At 62.8% G+C, this 16577-nt stretch carries 17 protein-coding genes; 4 read left to right on the top strand and 13 right to left on the bottom strand.

Going from position 1 to position 16577, the window contains the following annotated elements; all coding sequences use genetic code 11:
* Positions 1–22 precede the first annotated feature (22 nt).
* Positions 23–790 (top strand): hydroxyacylglutathione hydrolase, encoded by a 768-nt coding sequence (gene gloB / locus AC07E3_RS06090; protein WP_478360629.1) that lies wholly within the window; start codon positions 23–25, stop codon positions 788–790.
* 2 nt (positions 791–792) lie between these two features.
* Here the strand turns inward: gloB and yddG are convergent, their stop codons facing one another.
* A complete protein-coding gene (gene yddG, locus AC07E3_RS06085) occupies positions 793–1683 on the bottom strand; it encodes an aromatic amino acid exporter YddG (RefSeq protein ID WP_478360627.1) in 891 nt (296 codons plus the stop codon).
* Positions 1684–1707: 24 nt separating this feature from the next.
* On the bottom strand, positions 1708–2472 hold the full coding sequence (locus AC07E3_RS06080) for a DUF3108 domain-containing protein (protein WP_459438530.1): 765 nt from the start codon (positions 2470–2472) through the stop codon (positions 1708–1710).
* 253 nt (positions 2473–2725) lie between these two features.
* On the opposite strand from AC07E3_RS06080, the gene rpmB reads away from it, so the two are divergent.
* Entirely contained in the window at positions 2726–3022 is a 297-nt protein-coding gene (gene rpmB, locus AC07E3_RS06075) for a 50S ribosomal protein L28 (protein ID WP_007010112.1), read from the top strand.
* 140 nt (positions 3023–3162) lie between these two features.
* Positions 3163–3795 (top strand): queuosine precursor transporter, encoded by a 633-nt coding sequence (locus AC07E3_RS06070; RefSeq protein ID WP_336070370.1) that lies wholly within the window; start codon positions 3163–3165, stop codon positions 3793–3795.
* Positions 3796–3798: 3 nt separating this feature from the next.
* Here the strand turns inward: AC07E3_RS06070 and AC07E3_RS06065 are convergent, their stop codons facing one another.
* The 6 genes from AC07E3_RS06065 to AC07E3_RS06040 are packed head-to-tail and all read right to left on the bottom strand — an operon-like array spanning position 3799 to position 10866.
* Positions 3799–4263: a MarR family winged helix-turn-helix transcriptional regulator gene (locus AC07E3_RS06065; protein WP_478360625.1), complete on the bottom strand. Its 465-nt coding sequence runs from the start codon at positions 4261–4263 to the stop codon at positions 3799–3801.
* Positions 4260–4844, bottom strand: coding sequence for an amino acid synthesis family protein (locus AC07E3_RS06060; RefSeq protein WP_478360623.1), 585 nt, complete (start codon positions 4842–4844; stop codon positions 4260–4262). Before AC07E3_RS06060 ends, AC07E3_RS06065 begins: the two co-directional genes overlap by 4 nt.
* Positions 4837–5748 carry a UPF0280 family protein gene (locus AC07E3_RS06055; protein ID WP_478360621.1) on the bottom strand — a complete coding sequence of 304 codons (912 nt, stop codon included), beginning with the start codon at positions 5746–5748 and terminating at the stop codon, positions 4837–4839. Before AC07E3_RS06055 ends, AC07E3_RS06060 begins: the two co-directional genes overlap by 8 nt.
* The gene (locus tag AC07E3_RS06050; RefSeq protein ID WP_478360619.1) at positions 5745–7271 is read right to left on the bottom strand and encodes a 6-hydroxynicotinate reductase; all 1527 of its coding nucleotides are present in this window, start codon (positions 7269–7271) and stop codon (positions 5745–5747) included. The genes AC07E3_RS06055 and AC07E3_RS06050 overlap by 4 nt, the downstream gene beginning before the upstream one ends.
* Complete coding sequence (locus tag AC07E3_RS06045) at positions 7271–10015, bottom strand: molybdopterin-dependent oxidoreductase (protein WP_478360616.1); 2745 nt, start codon at positions 10013–10015, stop codon at positions 7271–7273. Before AC07E3_RS06045 ends, AC07E3_RS06050 begins: the two co-directional genes overlap by 1 nt.
* Positions 10012–10866: an FAD binding domain-containing protein gene (locus AC07E3_RS06040; protein WP_478360614.1), complete on the bottom strand. Its 855-nt coding sequence runs from the start codon at positions 10864–10866 to the stop codon at positions 10012–10014. Before AC07E3_RS06040 ends, AC07E3_RS06045 begins: the two co-directional genes overlap by 4 nt.
* Positions 10867–11033: 167 nt before the next feature.
* Between AC07E3_RS06040 and pncA the strand changes: the two genes are divergently transcribed.
* Positions 11034–11633, top strand: coding sequence for a bifunctional nicotinamidase/pyrazinamidase (gene pncA / locus AC07E3_RS06035; protein WP_478360612.1), 600 nt, complete (start codon positions 11034–11036; stop codon positions 11631–11633).
* A 190-nt stretch (positions 11634–11823) separates the two neighbouring features.
* On the opposite strand, the gene AC07E3_RS06030 is transcribed toward pncA, so the two are convergent.
* The 5 genes from AC07E3_RS06030 to AC07E3_RS06010 form a co-directional block, all read right to left on the bottom strand.
* Positions 11824–12531 carry an ABC transporter ATP-binding protein gene (locus AC07E3_RS06030; protein ID WP_478360610.1) on the bottom strand — a complete coding sequence of 236 codons (708 nt, stop codon included), beginning with the start codon at positions 12529–12531 and terminating at the stop codon, positions 11824–11826.
* A gap of 1 nt (position 12532) precedes the next feature.
* On the bottom strand, positions 12533–13273 hold the full coding sequence (locus AC07E3_RS06025; RefSeq protein ID WP_478360608.1) for an ABC transporter ATP-binding protein: 741 nt from the start codon (positions 13271–13273) through the stop codon (positions 12533–12535).
* Positions 13261–14226: a branched-chain amino acid ABC transporter permease gene (locus AC07E3_RS06020; RefSeq protein ID WP_478360606.1), complete on the bottom strand. Its 966-nt coding sequence runs from the start codon at positions 14224–14226 to the stop codon at positions 13261–13263. The genes AC07E3_RS06025 and AC07E3_RS06020 overlap by 13 nt, the downstream gene beginning before the upstream one ends.
* Positions 14223–15104 carry a branched-chain amino acid ABC transporter permease gene (locus tag AC07E3_RS06015; protein WP_478360604.1) on the bottom strand — a complete coding sequence of 294 codons (882 nt, stop codon included), beginning with the start codon at positions 15102–15104 and terminating at the stop codon, positions 14223–14225. The genes AC07E3_RS06020 and AC07E3_RS06015 overlap by 4 nt, the downstream gene beginning before the upstream one ends.
* Positions 15105–15246: 142 nt before the next feature.
* Positions 15247–16551 (bottom strand): ABC transporter substrate-binding protein, encoded by a 1305-nt coding sequence (locus AC07E3_RS06010; RefSeq protein ID WP_478360602.1) that lies wholly within the window; start codon positions 16549–16551, stop codon positions 15247–15249.
* Positions 16552–16577: the final 26 nt, after the last annotated feature.

The following is a 16577-nucleotide window of genomic DNA, read 5'->3' as shown; positions in this document are numbered from 1 at the left end:
CCAGCCGACAACGGAGAGATTCATGGCCTTGAAGATCGAGCAGTTTATGTGCCGGAGCGACAATTTCGGCATTCTGGTCCATGACACGGAAACGGGCGAGACAGCCCTGATCGACGCGCCGGAAGAACGCGCCATCCTGTCCGCCGTCGAGCGCACTGGCTGGCGCCCGACAATGATCCTCACCACCCATCATCATCCGGACCATGTGGAGGCGAACCTCGCCCTCAAGGAGCGCTTTGGCCTCACCATCACTGGTCCGGCGGCGGAAGCCGATCGCATTCCCGGCATAGACCGCACGGTGAGCGAAGGCGACACGGTTTCGGTCGGAAAACAGGGCGCGGCGGTGATCGAGACGCCGGGGCATACGGCCGGGCATGTGAGTTATCACTTCGCCGAAGCTGGCATCGTGTTCACTGCCGACACGCTGTTTGCGCTCGGCTGTGGCCGCCTTTTCGAGTGCAAACCGCCCGTCATGCTCGCTTCACTGAAGAAGCTCGCCGCACTCCCACTGGAAACGATCGTCTATTGCGGCCATGAATATACGGAAACCAATGCCCGCTTCGCCCTGACCGTTGACCCGACCAACTCGGCGCTCAGGGAGCGTGCAAAGGAAATCTCCCGTCTTCGCAGCGAAGGCAGGCCCACACTGCCGACCACCGTCGGCAGGGAGATGGCCACCAACCCGTTCCTGCGCTGGCACGACCCGGTAATCCGCCGCAATCTCGGCATGGAAAAGGCGAGCGACGAGGCCGTCTTCGCCGAAATCAGAAAGCGCAAGGATATTTCCTGATCCTACAACGCCGCATCTGCCTCTTGCTTGCGCGGCTTCAGGATCATGTTCTTCGCCGCAAGTGCCGCACCGAAGGTGATCAGGAGGCAGGCGGCGATGATGTTTGCTGTCGGCTCGGCAGCACCGGCGGCAATCAGGATCAGCGTTGAGAGGAGCGGCGCGGCATAGCTTGCCGCGCCAAGAACCTGGATGTTGCCGCGCTTGACCCCATAATCCCAGGCATAGAACGCCGCCCCAACCGGCATGAGACCGAGGCCAAGCACGTTCAGCCACTCACCTGTGGAGACCGGCCAGACGGTCTCTTCCAGCCCAACATGGCAAAGCGCTGAAAGGATCGCCGTTGCCGCACAGAACCATGTGACAATGCTGGTTGGCACGGCCTGAAACCGCCGCGACAGAAGCGAATAGCCGGACCAGAACAGGGCACAGGCTCCCGCCGCCGCGTAACCCAGTGCATAGCGGCTTTCAAAACTGAACCCGCCACCCTTGGTGATGATCAGCGCCGTTCCGGCGAGCCCCAGGAGCGCGCCCGCAATGTGGTGCCAGCCGAGCCTTTCTCCCGGCATCAGCGCGGAGCCCAGCACGATCAGCAGAGGCCAGAGATAGGCAATCAGGCTTGCTTCCACCGCCGGCGCGTTGCGCAGCGCCGTGAAGTAGAAGAAGTGGTACCCGAAGAGCCCGGCGATACCGATGAGCCAGACCACGGGCGGCACAGGCTCCGCTGGCCCGGCTGGCGGCGCTGCAACCCGCATGCCAAGGCCGATCAGGGTCGCCACCGAAAAGGAAAGGGCGGAAAGAAGAAAGGGCGGGACCGCCCCTGAACCGGCGGTGAAAAGCGCCAGAAGCGCCCACATGATGACAGCCGTAAACCCGATCAGCGTGGCACGTGCCAATATCCCCTCCCCGTGCGAAACGCCTCAATCGACCGGCCGGCCCTCAATATGGACCGTGCCAATCTTGGTTCCGATCCGCGCCTGGACGGGCGTGTGATGGCCACGCGTGCCAAGCGGTTTGAAAGCAACCAATATACGAGCCCTGTCTCGCAGGAAAGCGATTGTGGAACGTCCCTTTCGATAACCCGACACCGGAATGAAACGCGCCTTGCAGGTCACAAGGTCCCTGCCAATGTGTTCGCCCTTCGCAGCCGGCGAAAACACGATGTCAGCCCGCATCTCACCGTCGAAAACCCTGAACCGGCGCTTGCAGACATCCGCCGCGTTTCGCGCCGGCGAAAGAAGCGCGGACAGGGGATCGAGAGCACCCGCAAGGTCTTCTTTCGACACGACGATCCAGTCCTTGCCGCGTTTCTTCGGCTTCGGTGTTATGACCGTTTCGGCAACCTGCCCCCTGCTGTAGCGGATTGACGTAGTCTCCCGCTTCTTGCCGCTGACATAGGCCAGCTCGTAGGAAGACGGCACGACGGACCGCCCGGAAAGCCTGCCTTTGGAACTCACCGTCCCATCTGTCCTGTCAAAGAGACGGGCCACACCCGCGCTGGCAAAACGGCCCGACACCTCGAAACGGTTCTCTTCGAGCCGGCTCGTGAAGTCCGCCTTTCCAATGGGAATGCCAAACAGCGACGCACTGTAGCGAAAGCGATGGGTCTCGCTCTCCGCGCGGGCACTTCCCGCCAAAGCCAGCAGGGCAATTGCGAGGGAAAATCGAGTAACTGCACACCGCATCACGTGCCGTGCCCTCCAGCATGCCGGCAAGCCGGCGCGTCCCTACCCTTGCCTAAAGAAGAATAATAAGGCAAATCTTTGGAAAAGGGCCATGGAGATTGTCCGAACCGCGTCGCAGGGTGCTTGACCCACACGCCAAATATCTCTATGGAACGGCAACTTTTTCCATAAGGCCGCCAACAACCGACAGTGCGCCGCCAGTTTCAGGTGCGCAGTTGGGTATGGACGGGCCAAGACGATGAAGGTTTGAAAAATGTCCCGCGCCTGCGAACTGACCGGCAAAGCCGTAATGACCGGCAACAATGTGAGCCACGCGAACAACAAGACGCGTCGTCGCTTTCTGCCCAACCTGTGCCATGTGACGCTTCAGTCCGAGGCTCTCGGCCAGAACGTGCGCCTGCGCGTTTCCGCCAATGCCCTGCGCACGGTGGAGCACCGCGGCGGTCTTGACGCGTTTCTCGTCAAGGCGAAGGCCAACGAGCTTTCCCAGCGCGCTCGTCTGCTCAAGAAGCAGGTCGAGAAGAAGATCGCTGAGCAGGCCGCGGCCTGAGGCCTCTGCCGCGGCACGGCTGCGGCCCGGCAAATAAAATTCATCGGCCCGCCATGGCCGCGCAGTTCGTGAATGGGCTTCTGCCTGACTGACAATGCGCTGATGGCGGGCTTTCTGGTTCCATCACCCAGGATAAAAAAATGAATCGTCTTTATGCGATCTGGCCATTCATGGCCGCCATGGCGTTCATCGTCACCGCCTCCAATTTTCTCGTTCAATATCCGTTTCAGCATCTCGGCCTTGGCGACCTGCTTACCTGGGGTGCGTTCACCTATCCGGTAGCGTTTCTCGTCAACGATCTGACGAATCGCCGCTTCGGCCCCACAGCCGCACGACGCGTGGTGCTCTCCGGCTTCCTGCTTGCCGTGGTGCTCTCGATCTGGCTCGCAAGCCCGCGCATTGCCATCGCCTCCGGCGCCGCGTTTCTCTTTGCGCAACTGCTTGACGTGGCCGTGTTCGACCGGCTTCGCGGCAGCGCCTGGTGGCGCGCACCGCTGATCTCGACGCTGATCGGCTCCGTGCTCGACACGGTGCTATTCTTCTCGCTGGCCTTTGCTGCCCGCTTCGCCTTTCTCGACACGGCCTTCGGTCTCGAAGACGGTTCGCTTGCCTTCCCCGTATCGCTGTTCGGCACAGGCATCGAAGCACCGCTCTGGCTTTCGCTGGCGCTCGGCGATTTTGTGGTGAAGATCCTGATCGGCCTTGCCATGCTGGCGCCCTATGGCGCGCTTCTGGCCGTGCTGCGGCCAGGGCCCGCCCTTAACCAGCGATAGCGCTTAGCCCTCGGCCAGCTTTGTCAGAAGGCGCAGGAAGGTTGCCGTCTCACGTGGCGTGAGGGGAGCGAGCGTTTCCTCGCTCACCTCCAGCGCCTCCGGAAGCAGCGTTTCAATCAGGCTCCTGCCCTCGTCGCTCAGGCTCACGACAAGCCGCCGCCGGTCGCGCCCATGGGGCTCAAGCATCACAAGATCGCGTGCCTTCAGCCTGTCGATCACCCCTTTGATCGTCGCCGCATCCATCGCCACCAGTTGGCCAAGCTGGTTCTGCGATGTGGCGCCCACCTCATAGAGCTTGGCAAGCGCTGCAAACTGCGGTGGCGTAAGATCGCTGATACGGGACGCGAAGATCGCCAGATGGCGCTGGTTGGCCTTGCGCAGGATGAAGCCAACCTGCTCGCTCAGATCGTAAGCATCGGCGGATTTGCCGCCGGCCAGAACCCTGAGTCTGCCCTGCTTCGCAGTCATCTGAGACCGTCCTCCCCTTTCACGTCTTCGGCTTTCAAGCCACCCATGCGCGCATGGATGCGCGGTCCGCAGGCCATGGCAAGCACAAACAGGATCTCGTCCGGGCGCGGACCATCCGGCATCCCCACTTCCATCGCATCGAAATGGCTGCGCACATAGGCTGCATTGATGTGCCCAAGCGGAATATCGATGCGTGCACCGAACGCGCCGACCTTTTTCGAAGAAGGCACGATCGCTTTCGAATCACCAAGCCGCTCGCGCATCGCATAGCCACCCGGCACATGCCAGAGTGCGCCATGCTCAAGCTCCCCATCCGTGCCGACAATGGCGCCCTTGCCGAAACCGTCGATCGCGGAAACATTCCCCCCGAGCGCGGCAATGAGCCGGTCGGCCATGTCGATACCGAGCGGCTTCAAATCCTCCATCGCGCTTTCAAGCTCTTTCGCGTATCCACCGGCGAAGGGGTTTTTGACCAGCGCAAGTGCTGCCGCTCGTCGGCGCGGCGCGGACGGAGCCGGCCCGCCTTCGTGAAATATCTCTTCGGTAACAAGCGCGATCTTGCGCAGGGCGAACTCAGGCATGGGTAAGACCTTTTTGTGCATGTGAACAAGATGGAACAGCCGGCACGGCCGTATATGCCAGCTTCTCCAGAGAAATGGTGCCGCATTCGCGTATTTCACCACGCAGGAACAGGGCAACCGCCTCAATGAGGCCGCGCTCCCGCATCGCCCAAGCGGTGGAAAGCCCGTTTTCAAGAGCGTGCGCGACATCAGCATCCGAAAGCGGGCCCACCGCCTGCGTCACCAGACGGCCGCGCAGATCGCTGTCCGGATCAATCTCGTTTGCCGGGACACGCTTCACGGCCGGATGCCCCGGCAGATCTATGTCATTGGCGATCAGCGTCGCCGCCACATCGGCTGCCGCAGCCGAGCTGGCAAGAACCGTCACCGCATCGGCGATGCCGAGCGAATGACTGCGGCCGCGCCAGCCACTGGTCGCAATGCCGCGAACCGGATCGGCCGTGCTCAACGAAATCCTGTCCGCCAGGCCATGGCCCGTGCCGGCGATGGCAATGTCCAGGCTCTCGCCATCCGCCAGATGGATGGCAATGTCGCCGCCATTGTTCACATAGGCACGCGTTATCGCGCGGTCTTTCACAAGTGCCGCAAGAACTTCATCGGCCACACTGCCCGCCACCGCCGCCATCGGCGTGACGAAAGCGGGCACATGCGCATGTACGGCCTTCTCCATCCGCTGCGCGGTGGAGCCGGAAAAGCGCCGGGCCCTCGCACCGGCAGGGCTACGCAGTGCGGGCAGTTCCGCCACCAGCTCTTCAAGGATCGTCTCAAACCGCGCCACGGCCTGCCGATAGGCCAAAAGCCGCTCCCGCTCCTCGCCAAAAGCCTCGACGATCAGATCGATGGGCCCATGGTTCAGATGCAGGCGCCGGCCATCGGCAAGCCAGCTGGCGGTCGCACCGTTCATCGCTTCGGTTCCCGGCGCAATTGCTGAAGCGGTGGCCAGGGATTGGAAACCACAGCCCCCCGCGCCTCACGCGGGTTGAAATATTCGCCACCCTTTTCCAGCACGTCCTCGACGCTGCGGATTTCATCCGCATAGCCGCCGAGCCGCACATAATCCTCCCGCCTGAGCGTGAATTCTATGGGCGCCACCAGCGCCGGTGTCGGCACATAGCCAAAGGCGTTCTCCGGTGTGCGCATCACATCCACCATGATGGTGATGCCGCCACCCGGCCACACATAGACAGGCGCTCCACCAACCGTGACATAGGTTTTGAGCCCCTGAACGGAGCGCGTCAGATTGACCGGGTTCTCCGTCACGCCGGCGCGCAGGCTGCCACCCGCCCCTCCCATGAAAAGCACGGTGCACAGCGCCGGCTCGCAATTCTGCTCGATCAGGTCGACCGATTTGCGCAAGCGCTCCGGGAATGGCTTCTTGACCGGCTGAAGCGCCTCATCAAGCTCGTAATAGGCGAACTGCTCGCCCGTGGTGGAAACCATCAGCAGGGAGAGGCCTGGCCGCGCGCCCTTCTTCTCGTTGAAGGGACCAAGAATATCGAGTGGATCGTCAATGGTTGTCCCGCCCCAGCCAAGCCCCGGGTCAGACACCTTGAAATAACGCCCCGGCGTAGAACGGCGGCCGATGATCTTGATGCCGGTATCCTCCCAGCCAATCACCTTGCCCGCCTGATGTTCGGAGACGACACCTGTAATGTGGTCGTCGACCACAACGACCTCATCCACCAGCCCCTTCCACTGGGTGGCGAACATGCCGATGGTGGCCGAGCCGCAGCCCACCCGCATGCGCTCTTCGCGCGTTCCGTCGATCACCGGCGGCTCACCGGCCTGCACCACGACGCTCGCGCCCCCGTCAATGGTCAGCTCCACCGGCTTCTTGTTGCACAGGTCGAGCATCGCCTGGCAGGTGACACGGCCCTCCGCCTTCGATCCGCCGGTCAGGTGATGCACGCCGCCGAGCGAGAGCATCTGGCTGCCATATTCGGCGGTGGTGACATGGCCGACCGCTTCGCCATTCGCCCGCACCGTGGCGGCTTCGGGCCCCAGATGCCGGTCCGTATCGATCTTCACCTTCACGCCGCAATAGGAGAAGATGCCCTCCGTCACCACCGTGACGAGATCGACACCCTCCACCTCCTGCGAAACGATGAAGGGGGCGGGCTTGTAATCCGGATAGGTGGTGCCGGCGCCCACCGCGCTCACGAAGCGGCGCTTCGTGTTGACCAATTCGCCATCCCACGGCACTTCCCCTTCAAAGGGAACAACCGCATCCCCCTCGTCGGCGGCATGTTCAAGGATCGTCACCGGATCACATCGGGTAATGCGCCCGCCGAAATTGCCATAGCGGTCGCACGCACCCGTGCGCCCCTCGGCGATATAGCACATCACCGGGCAGGCATCGCAGCGCAGCTTTTCGTCCGAAGGCTTCTTCGGCGGCGTGACCTCAAAACGCTCGGTGAGCTCGTTCATCACCCGTTCTCCCGTGCCCGGATCGCCGCCAGAATGCGGCTCGGCGTAGCCGGCACTTTCGCAACTTCTACTCCCACCGCATGGCGGATCGCATTGAGGATCGCCGGCGCGGTGGGGATCAGCACATGCTCGCCCAGCCCCTTGGCGCCAAAAGGTCCTTCCGGATCCGGTACTTCCACCAGAATGGTTTCAATCGGCGGCACATCGCCAATGGTCGGGATCAGATAATCGTGCAGGTTTTCCGTGCGCCCCGGCACATATTCCTCCATCAGCGCAAGGCCAATGCCCTGGGCAATGCCACCCTCGATCTGGCCTTCCACGAGAAGCGGGTTGATGGCACGGCCCACATCATGCGCCGCCGTGATTTTCAGAAGCCGCACTGTGCCGAGCGCGGTATCGACCTCGAGCTCGACTAGCTGCGCGCCATAACCATAGACCGCATAGGGAACACCCTGCCCCTTCTCGTCCAGCGCCGTCGTGGGCGGATCGTAGGTCTCTTCCGCCGAAAACACATAGCCATGCGCGTCGGCCGTGAAATCGGAAAGCGCCACGCGCCGGCGCTCCGTCCCCTCGCTGATCACCAGCGCGCCATCCTCGAGCGCGATAGTCGCCCCCTCCGACACATTGGCAAAGCGCAGGATCTTCTCACGCAGGGCACGCCCCGCTTTCTCTGCAGCCTTGCCCGTCACATAGGTCTGGCGTGAGGCCGATGTCTTCCCGGCATCCGGCGTGACACCCGTATCACCGCCCACAAGCTGGAACGCCGAGAGCGGCAGGCCGCTCGCATCGGCGCAGATCTGCGTCACCACCGTGTTGGAGCCCTGCCCGATATCCACCGCGCCCTGATGCAGCATGACCGTATCGGAAGCCGTGATCCCCACACGGATCGTCGAAGGGTTCGGCAGCGCGGTGTTGCCGCAGCCATACCAGCACGACGCGACACCAATGCCGCGCCGCACCCTGCCCTCTCGTGCATTGGCCTCATCCGCCTCGGCCTGCGCCCGCGCCCAATGCGGCTTTAGCGCCTCGAGACACTCACGGATGCCGACGCCGGAAAGTACTTGCCCACAAGTGGTCCTGTCCCCATCGGAAAGCGCATTCTCGATGCGGAATTCCAGCCGGTCGCGTCCCAACTTTTCCGCCAGCCGGTCATAGAGCGTTTCCTGCATGATCGTCGCCTGCGGCACACCGAACCCTCGAAACGCGCCTGAAATCGGACCATTGGTGTGGATAGCCCGCCCCGTGGCGCGATAATTCGGCGTGCGATAGGGCCCCGAAGCGTGAACCGGAACGCGGTTCGCCACCGTCGGCCCCCAGCTTGCATAGGCCCCGGTGTTGAAATCCCCCTCAAACACCATGCCGGTCACGCGCCCCGCCTCATCGGCGGCTATGGAAGCGCGCATTGTTGCCGGATGCCGTTTGGTGGTAGAGCGCATGGAATCGCCGCGCGTATAGACAATCGCTGCCGATCTCCCGGTCTTGAGCGCCACCAGCCCCACCAGCGGCTGCAAGGAGACGTCAAGCTTGGAACCAAAGCCGCCGCCCGTCGCCAACGGCACGATGCGCACCTTCTCCGGCGGCAGGCCGAGCACCTTCGCCGTGTCGTCGCGATCCATATAGGGCGCCTGCGTGCAGGCCTTGATGACCAGCATGTCGCCATTCATCATCGCATAGCCCGCTTCCGGCTCGATATAGGCATGCTCCACATAGGACGTCTCGACCTTGCCAGAGACTGTGACAAAGGCTTCGGAAAGCGCGCTTTCCGGGTTGCCGCATTCCACGAACCCTCGCGTCAGCTCATTGCCCGCCCGCCCCTCATGCAGATCTGCAAAGCCGTTCTGCCGCGCCTCATCCGGCGTCAGCGCATGGGGCAGTTCCTGCCAGCGGATCGGGAAGGCATCCATATCGAGTGCCTCGATTGCAACGCGCTCGCCCGCAATCAGCGCCACCGCCTCGCCGCGAAACCGCGCGCAGCCCTCGGCCAGCGCCGGTTGATCGGCGAAAGGCGGGATGACGCCGAACCGGTTTTCGCCTGGAATATCGGCTGCCGTGAACACCGCGACGACGCCCGGATGCGCCGCAATGAACGCCTCCGTGTCGCCGATCTCGAAATCGGCGTGCCAGTGCGGAGAGCGCACAACCGCGACCGACAGCGCATCGGCAGGTCGCTCATCCGCGCCGAAAATCTCCGTTCCATTCACCTTGCGCTCGCCATCGAGCCTGATCGGCGAGGCGCCAACCGCATGACCCTGCTCCACCATGCTGGCATCGACACCCACGGAGCGGTTGGTATTCATCACCGCCTCGATGATCTTGCGATAGCCGGTGCAGCGACACAGAACCCCGCCCAGCGCATCCTGCACCTCGGTCTCAGACGGTGTCGGGTTCTGCTCCAGAAGTGCCGCCGCGCTCACCAGAACGCCCGGTGTGCAAATCCCGCACTGGGCCGCCCCGTGGCGCAGAAAGGATTCCTGAAGTGCCGAGAGGCTGCCATTTGAAAGCCCCTCCACCGTGCGCACTTTTCTGCCCGAAAGGCCGGCGGCCGGCACGAGGCAGGCACAGACCACCGCGCCATCCACCATCACCGAACAGGCCCCGCAATCGCCGGCGTCACAGCCGACTTTGGTGCCGGTCAGCCCCAACTCATCGCGCAATACGGACGAAAGCCGCTGTAACGGAGAGACCTCGGTCACGATCGACTTGCCATTGACTTCCAGTGATACGGACAGGCTTTTCCCGCTCATGCCGCCACCTCGCTGCGCCCTGCACCCTGCCAAGCCTGCTCCAGCGCGCGGATCACGATCTCCCGCGCCGCCTCGCGCCGATAGGCGGCGGTGCCTCGCACATCATCGATGGGGGAAAGCTCCGAAAACGCGTATTCCATCACCGTCCGGCGCATCGCAGATCGTTCGACACCTTCAAGCCGCGTTTCCAACCCCGAAAGGCGCTGCGCCACGGCGGAGCATGAACCGACACTGATGGCGGCTTTCGCGACACGCCCCCCGTCAGGCACAACCCGAGCAGCGGCCATGGCAATGGAAATCACCAGATAGCGCCGCGCGCCCAGCTTGACGAAGCCGGAGGCACCGCGCGTTGCTGCCTTGGGCACCCGGATAGCGGTGAGAAGTTCATCATCCGCCCGCGCGGTCTTGCGATTGCCAAGGATGAAGTCTGGGAGCGGCAGATAGCGCGCACCCCTTGCAGATCGCAGTTCCACCTCCGCATCCAGAGCCAGAAGCGGCGGAACGCCGTCAGCCGCCGGCGAGGCGTTGCACAGGTTTCCGGCAACCGTCCCCGTGTTCTGGATCTGCACCGAGCCAACCTCCCGGGCCGCCTGTTTGAGCATGTCGAAGGCAGGCGGCAGCGTCGCACCGATCACCGCACTCCAACTCGTCCGCGCCCCGATAACGAAATGCGTCTCGGTCTCTTCAATACCGCTCAACGCAGATAATCCGTTTATGTCGAGCACATCGCTCTTCAGCGGGCCCGCGCCGAGGGCGGGATAAAAGTCCGTGCCACCGGCAAGTATGGTCCAGCGCTTCGTGCATAAGAGCCCGAGCGCTTCCTCCAGTTCGGTCGGTCTGGCATAGTCCATGCGCAGCCTGCCTTCCCAATTGCGATGTCGTTCCCAGGCCCCTTTTCATGCTCTGTCGGCGGGGCTCGAATTTGTTTGTATACGAATGATACGCTCCTCAGCACGCTTGTCAAAGGGGAACATTCGGTCCACCTTCGCGGCGATTTCGTGCGTGAGGGAGACAGGGCATGGCCGACGAGGCACTGATCGTCATCGATGTGCAGAATGATTTCTGCCCCGGAGGAGCGCTTGCCGTTGAAGACGGCGACGCGGTGGTTCCGGTCATCAACGGGCTGATCGGGCGCTTTGATCATGTGGTGCTGACCCAGGACTGGCACCCTGCCGGCCATTCCAGCTTCGCCTCCTCGCATCAGGGCAAGGCCCCGTTCGAGACGATCGAAATGCCCTATAGCACGCAGACGCTTTGGCCCGATCACTGCGTGCAAGGCACGAAGGGCGCAGCGTTCCACGAAGGGCTGGCATGGGACAAGGCGGAGCTTGTCATCCGCAAGGGCTTTCGCAGCGCGATCGACAGCTATTCGGCCTTTTTCGAGAACGATCACAAGACGCCGACCGGCCTCTCAGGCTATCTGCGCGAACGCGGCATCACCAAAGTGACGCTTGCTGGCCTCGCCACGGATTTCTGCGTTGCCTATTCTGCCATCGATGCACGCCGGCAGGGTTTTGAGGCCACCGTCATGATGGAAGGCTGCCGCGCCATCGACCTCGGCGGCTCATTGGCTGCGATGACCGCGAAGATGAAAGAGGCCGGTGTGACGCTGGTTTGAGTTGATGGACGCGGGGCAGGCGCCAGGCGCCCTCGCCCTTCGACAAGCTCAGGATGAGGGCTGTTGAAGCGTAGCCCCCGGTCATCAGCACCACCGCGGCTGCACCGAAACTGCAGCTGCGCTGAAGTAACCCTCATCCTGAGCTTGTCGAAGGGCGAGGGTGCTTGGCGCTTCCGTTTCGGTTCCCGTGTCACCCCACCCCCACATAGCGGTGCACCATCTCGGGATCCTCCCGCAGCCGCTCAATATCCACCGTCTCGCGGTTACGACCGTTCTCGATGAACGCGACCCGGTCCGCCACCGGCAGCACCGCATCCACCCGCTGCTCCACGAGAATGGTGGAGACCCCGCGCTCGCGCAGCCCGGCCACCGTCTCGCGGATGCGCGCGATCATGGAGGGCATCAGCCCTTCCGTCGGCTCATCCAGCAACAGCACCTGCGGCTCAAGACACAGCGCCCGCGCCATGGCCAGCATCTGCTGCTCGCCGCCGGAAAGCGTGCCGGAGCGCTGCTTCAGCCGCTCGCGCAAAACAGGGAAGAGATCGAGCACACTGTCGCGCGTGGCAGCGCCCTTGCCGCGCGTCATCAGGCCGATCTCGATGTTCTCGCCCACCGTCAACTCGGAAAAGAGCCGCCGCCCCTGCGGCACATAGGCGACACCGGCCTTCGGCACCTCGTGCGGCGCAAGATTGTTCAATTCCACATCGCCAAGCAGGATGCGCCCGGCGGTTGCCGGCACCAGTCCCATGATCGTTTTCAGCGCGGTCGTCTTGCCCGCGCCATTGCGGCCAAGCAGGCACAACACCTCGCCCTGCCGCAATTCCAGATCGAAGCCGCGCAGCACCTGCACATGGCCATAGGCGCTGTCGACATGTTCCATTGTCAGGGCAGCCGTCATCTCAACCTCCGAGATAGGCCTGCTGGACGGCCTGGTTGGCGCGGATTTCGGCAGGTACGCCCTGCGCGAGAATGCGCCCCTGCTCCATCACCGTGATGCGTTCGGCGAGCGCCATGACCACATCCATATTGTGCTCGATCAGAAGCACCGTCGCCTCCTCGCCGATCTGGCGCACCAGCGCGATGAAATTCTCGATCTCGCTGTCGGAGAGGCCCTGCGTGGGCTCATCGAGGATGAGAAGACGCGGCCGGAGCGCCAGCCCCATCGCCACTTCGAGAAGTCGCTGGTGGCCATAGGAGAGATTGCCGGCCACCTTGTCGGCATAGTCCCCAAGCCCGACCTTCTGCAGCGCGTCCATGCCATGCTCGGTCAAGGCGCGAGAGGAAAGCCCCCTCTCATGATCGTCGATCAATTGCCGCTGCACCGCCAGCGCCACATTGTCGAAGGCCGTCAGATTGGCAAACACGCTGGTGATCTGAAACGTGTAGGCAATGCCGGCACGGACCCGCCTGTGGGCGGGCATCAGCGAAATGTCCTGCCCGTCGAAAACGACGCGTCCCTCGGTGGGCGCGACACGCCCACAAATCAGGCTCACAAAGGTCGTCTTGCCGGCCCCGTTGGGCCCGATGATCGCGTGCGTCTCGCCTTCCGGCAGCGAGAAATCCACGCCATCGACCGCACGCAGGCCACCGAAAGAGCGGCCAAGCCCATGTGTTTCCAAAAGCGGCTTCACGGCAGCCATGGCAACCACCTTTCACGCACCGTACCGATGATGCCTTTGGGGAAAAACAGGATGACGCCGATCAGGACCAGACCGACCACCATGAGATGTGCCGTCGTGTAGCTCGACGCTGTGTCGATGACATAGAACATGAACAGCGTGCCGATCAGAGGCCCGAGCGTCGTCGCCGCCCCACCGACCAGCACCCACAGCAGCGGCAGGATGGAATACTGGATTGCCGCAAAGCCTGACCCGACATAGCCGAAGAGCACCGCATAGGCCGCACCCGATGCGGCGCAGAACAGGCCTGAAAGAACAACCGCCATCAGCTTGTTGACGAAAACGTCATAGCCCAGCATCCGCATGCGCTCTTCGTTTTCGCGGATGGCGATCAGCGACCGGCCATAGGGCGCGCGCACCAGAAACAGGATCGCAGCCAGAACGATCGCGAACAATGAAAGTGCCACGAGATAGCGCGTCGACGGATCCGAGAGATCAAGCATCCCGCCGGGAAAGCCCAGCACCCGCGTTTCCTGCGGCAGAACAAGCCCCTCCTCGCCGCGCGTATAGGTCGTGAAATAGAGGGTCATCAGGTAGAAGACCTGCGCGAACATCAGCGTCACGATCATGAACGCGACACCCGTGGTGCGCAGCGCCAGAAAGCCGACCACAAGCGCCACCACCACGCCGGCGGCGAGCCCGGCGCCAAAGGCCGGCCACACGCTCCATTCCAGATGATAGATGGTCAGCCCGGCTCCATAGAGCCCGGCAGCGAAGAACATCGCGTGACCAAGGCTGAGCAGGCCCGTATAGCCGAAGGCAAGGTTGTAGCCCATAGCGAAGACGGCGAGCACCAGCACACGCGCGAACACGCCACGATGATATTCCGGCAAGAGGAAGCTGAGTGCCAGTAGAAGCACAACCACGCCGATGTGCAAGGCAATGGATTTTGTCGAAGGGGTCAGTCTGGTCATCGTGCCGCCGCTCCGAACAGGCCCTGCGGGCGGAACACAAGGATCATGGCAACGGCCAGCGTCGCCAGCATCTTGGCGAGCGTCGGCGAGAAGAACATCGAGATGATGCCATCCGATAGACCGATCAACACCGCCGCCAGAACCGTGCCGCGCAGCGATCCAAGCCCGCCGATGATCACGACGATGAAGGACAGAAGCAGCGGATCGTGACCCATCAAATAATGCGCCTGCTGGATCGGCACGATCAGAACGGCGGCAACAGCGGCCAGTCCTGCCCCCAGCGCGAACACGCCGGCATAGACGCGCCCGACCGGAATGCCGAAGGCCTGTGCTGTCTCCCGGTCGAACTGGGTAGCCCGCATGACGAGGCCGATCTTCGTACGCGTCAGCACAAACCACGTCGCCAGCATCATGATGATTGAAAACCCGATCACGGCCAGCTTGTAGGCAGAATAGCCGAACCATGGCAGTTGCATGCGATAGTGAAACGGCGCCTCCACCGGCCGCGCCTCGGGCCCGTAGAATGTCAGTGCCAATTGCTGGATGATGTAGAGCAGGCCAATCGTGGCGACGATGGTTGCCTCCGGCTCATACTTCAGCCGGCTCAAAACCAGCCGCTCGGCAACAAAGGCGATGGTCGCGACGACGAGCGGGCTCAGCACCAGCGCCACCATGAAACCGATTGCCGGGTGCCCGCCGAACAGCGAGGCAACCCACCAGGCAAGCACCGCGCCCAGCATGTAGAATTCGCCATGGGCGACATTCACTACGCGCATGACACCGAAGACGAGCGAAAGGCCGAGCGCAATCAGCGACAGGACAGCCGCCGTCACCAGCCCTTCAAGCGTAGCGAGGAGAAAATACGGACCGAAGGCCATTCACAAGCGCACTTTCATGAGAGAAGCCGAAGGAGAGCTGCCGACGTTCCATCCCCTGCGGATCAAGGGCTAGAACGCTGGCGCCCCTTCTCCCCGCATGCGGGGAGAAGGGTGAGGGGCGAGCGCCGCCCCTTGCAACATGTCAGAACGACATTGCCGTATAGTCGGCCTCAGGCTCGTAGGCCCCATCCTCGATGGAGGTGCGGTGCACCACTTCCAGCTTGCCGCCCTTCACCTGGCTGATGCTCTGTTCGCCAATGACCTGGTGGATCTTGCCGTTGAACAGCTTCTTGCCCTGCGGATGGTCCGGCCCGGCCTCCATCTCGGTCATCGCTTCGGTGGCCTCGATCATCGCGGCGCGGTCGTCCGGCCCCTTGTAATCGCAGGCTTCCATCGATGCCTTGATGATGTTGAGGGTCTCCCAGCAGCCGAACATGTGGGCTGCGGTGGAAACGTCCTTGGCGTCATTCACGCTGGCGCCGTTCTCGTCGATGCCCACGGCCTCACGATAAGCCGTCACATAGTCCGGCTGGTCGGGCTGTGCGTAGCGCGGCATGCCTTCCCAGAAATGGCTGCCCTCGAGGAATTCCAGACCCGGGCTTGAGATATCGACGGCTTCGAGCGAATCGATGAAGCCGAAGAGCTGCGGCCCGCCAGAGCCGAAGAACTCGCCCATCTCCTTGACGAAGGTCAGCACGGCCGGCCCCACCATCACATGGTAGATCACATCCGTGTCGCGCGGGATCTGCGGGAAATAGCGTGTGAACGACGTTTCGGTCGGCGGGATCGGCACCTTGGCCACCACCTGCCCGCCCTGCGCCTCGATGGCCGGGGTGAAGAAATCGCGGTGATCATGGCCGAACGCGTAGTCGGGATAGACCAGCGTGACTTTCTTGCCGAGATTGCCTGCAATCCACGGCGCCATGGAGCGCGCCTGCGCCTTCACATCGGTGATGCCCGGCTGCACGCAGTAGCGGTTCATCTTGCCCGAGGCCACGTGATAGCCCTCGCTCACCACGTAGTAGGGAATTTTCAGTTCGCCCGCAGCCGGTGCGGAGCCGACGACCACATGGGAAAACAGCGTGCCATAGACCAGGTCGACCTTGTGCTGATTGGCGAATTTCTCGACCACTTCCGCACCGCGCTTCGGGTCGGTGCCATCGTCCTCAATGATGATTTCAAGCGGACGTCCATTGATGCCGCCGGCATCGTTGATGCGCTTGGCGGCAGCCGTCGTCACGCGCTCATACCAACGGCCATAGGCCGCGCCGATGCCCGTGCGGTGGCACTGGAAACCGATCTTGATGGGCTCGGAAGACTGCGCCTGGCCATAGCGCACGAAGCCGGGTGCGGCCACCAGACCCGCCGCGGCTCCCAACCCCTTGAGCGCGGACCTGCGCGTCAGACCGCCGTTAAAATTAATCAGAGACTTGCGATTTTCACTCATGCCGGTTCCCCATTGTTGTGATCGTT

It is taken from the genome of Nitratireductor lacus (genome assembly GCF_056431025.1).
The sequence above is the reverse complement of the archived record's forward strand: the minus strand, read 5'-3'. Positions and strand labels throughout refer to the sequence as shown.

What these genes read in the sequence shown, in the direction of transcription:
- gloB (WP_478360629.1), top strand. Translation starts at nt 23, where the DNA reads ATGGCCTTGAAGATCGAGCAGTTTATGTGCCGGAGCGACAATTTCGGC.
- AC07E3_RS06080 (WP_459438530.1), bottom strand. Translation starts at nt 2,472, where the DNA reads ATGCGGTGTGCAGTTACTCGATTTTCCCTCGCAATTGCCCTGCTGGCT.
- rpmB (WP_007010112.1), top strand. Translation starts at nt 2,726, where the DNA reads ATGTCCCGCGCCTGCGAACTGACCGGCAAAGCCGTAATGACCGGCAAC.
- AC07E3_RS06070 (WP_336070370.1), top strand. Translation starts at nt 3,163, where the DNA reads ATGAATCGTCTTTATGCGATCTGGCCATTCATGGCCGCCATGGCGTTC.
- AC07E3_RS06065 (WP_478360625.1), bottom strand. Translation starts at nt 4,263, where the DNA reads ATGACTGCGAAGCAGGGCAGACTCAGGGTTCTGGCCGGCGGCAAATCC.
- AC07E3_RS06060 (WP_478360623.1), bottom strand. Translation starts at nt 4,844, where the DNA reads ATGCCTGAGTTCGCCCTGCGCAAGATCGCGCTTGTTACCGAAGAGATA.
- AC07E3_RS06055 (WP_478360621.1), bottom strand. Translation starts at nt 5,748, where the DNA reads ATGAACGGTGCGACCGCCAGCTGGCTTGCCGATGGCCGGCGCCTGCAT.
- AC07E3_RS06050 (WP_478360619.1), bottom strand. Translation starts at nt 7,271, where the DNA reads ATGAACGAGCTCACCGAGCGTTTTGAGGTCACGCCGCCGAAGAAGCCT.
- AC07E3_RS06045 (WP_478360616.1), bottom strand. Translation starts at nt 10,015, where the DNA reads ATGAGCGGGAAAAGCCTGTCCGTATCACTGGAAGTCAATGGCAAGTCG.
- AC07E3_RS06040 (WP_478360614.1), bottom strand. Translation starts at nt 10,866, where the DNA reads ATGGACTATGCCAGACCGACCGAACTGGAGGAAGCGCTCGGGCTCTTA.
- pncA (WP_478360612.1), top strand. Translation starts at nt 11,034, where the DNA reads ATGGCCGACGAGGCACTGATCGTCATCGATGTGCAGAATGATTTCTGC.
- AC07E3_RS06030 (WP_478360610.1), bottom strand. Translation starts at nt 12,531, where the DNA reads ATGACGGCTGCCCTGACAATGGAACATGTCGACAGCGCCTATGGCCAT.
- AC07E3_RS06025 (WP_478360608.1), bottom strand. Translation starts at nt 13,273, where the DNA reads ATGGCTGCCGTGAAGCCGCTTTTGGAAACACATGGGCTTGGCCGCTCT.
- AC07E3_RS06020 (WP_478360606.1), bottom strand. Translation starts at nt 14,226, where the DNA reads ATGACCAGACTGACCCCTTCGACAAAATCCATTGCCTTGCACATCGGC.
- AC07E3_RS06015 (WP_478360604.1), bottom strand. Translation starts at nt 15,104, where the DNA reads ATGGCCTTCGGTCCGTATTTTCTCCTCGCTACGCTTGAAGGGCTGGTG.
- AC07E3_RS06010 (WP_478360602.1), bottom strand. Translation starts at nt 16,551, where the DNA reads ATGAGTGAAAATCGCAAGTCTCTGATTAATTTTAACGGCGGTCTGACG.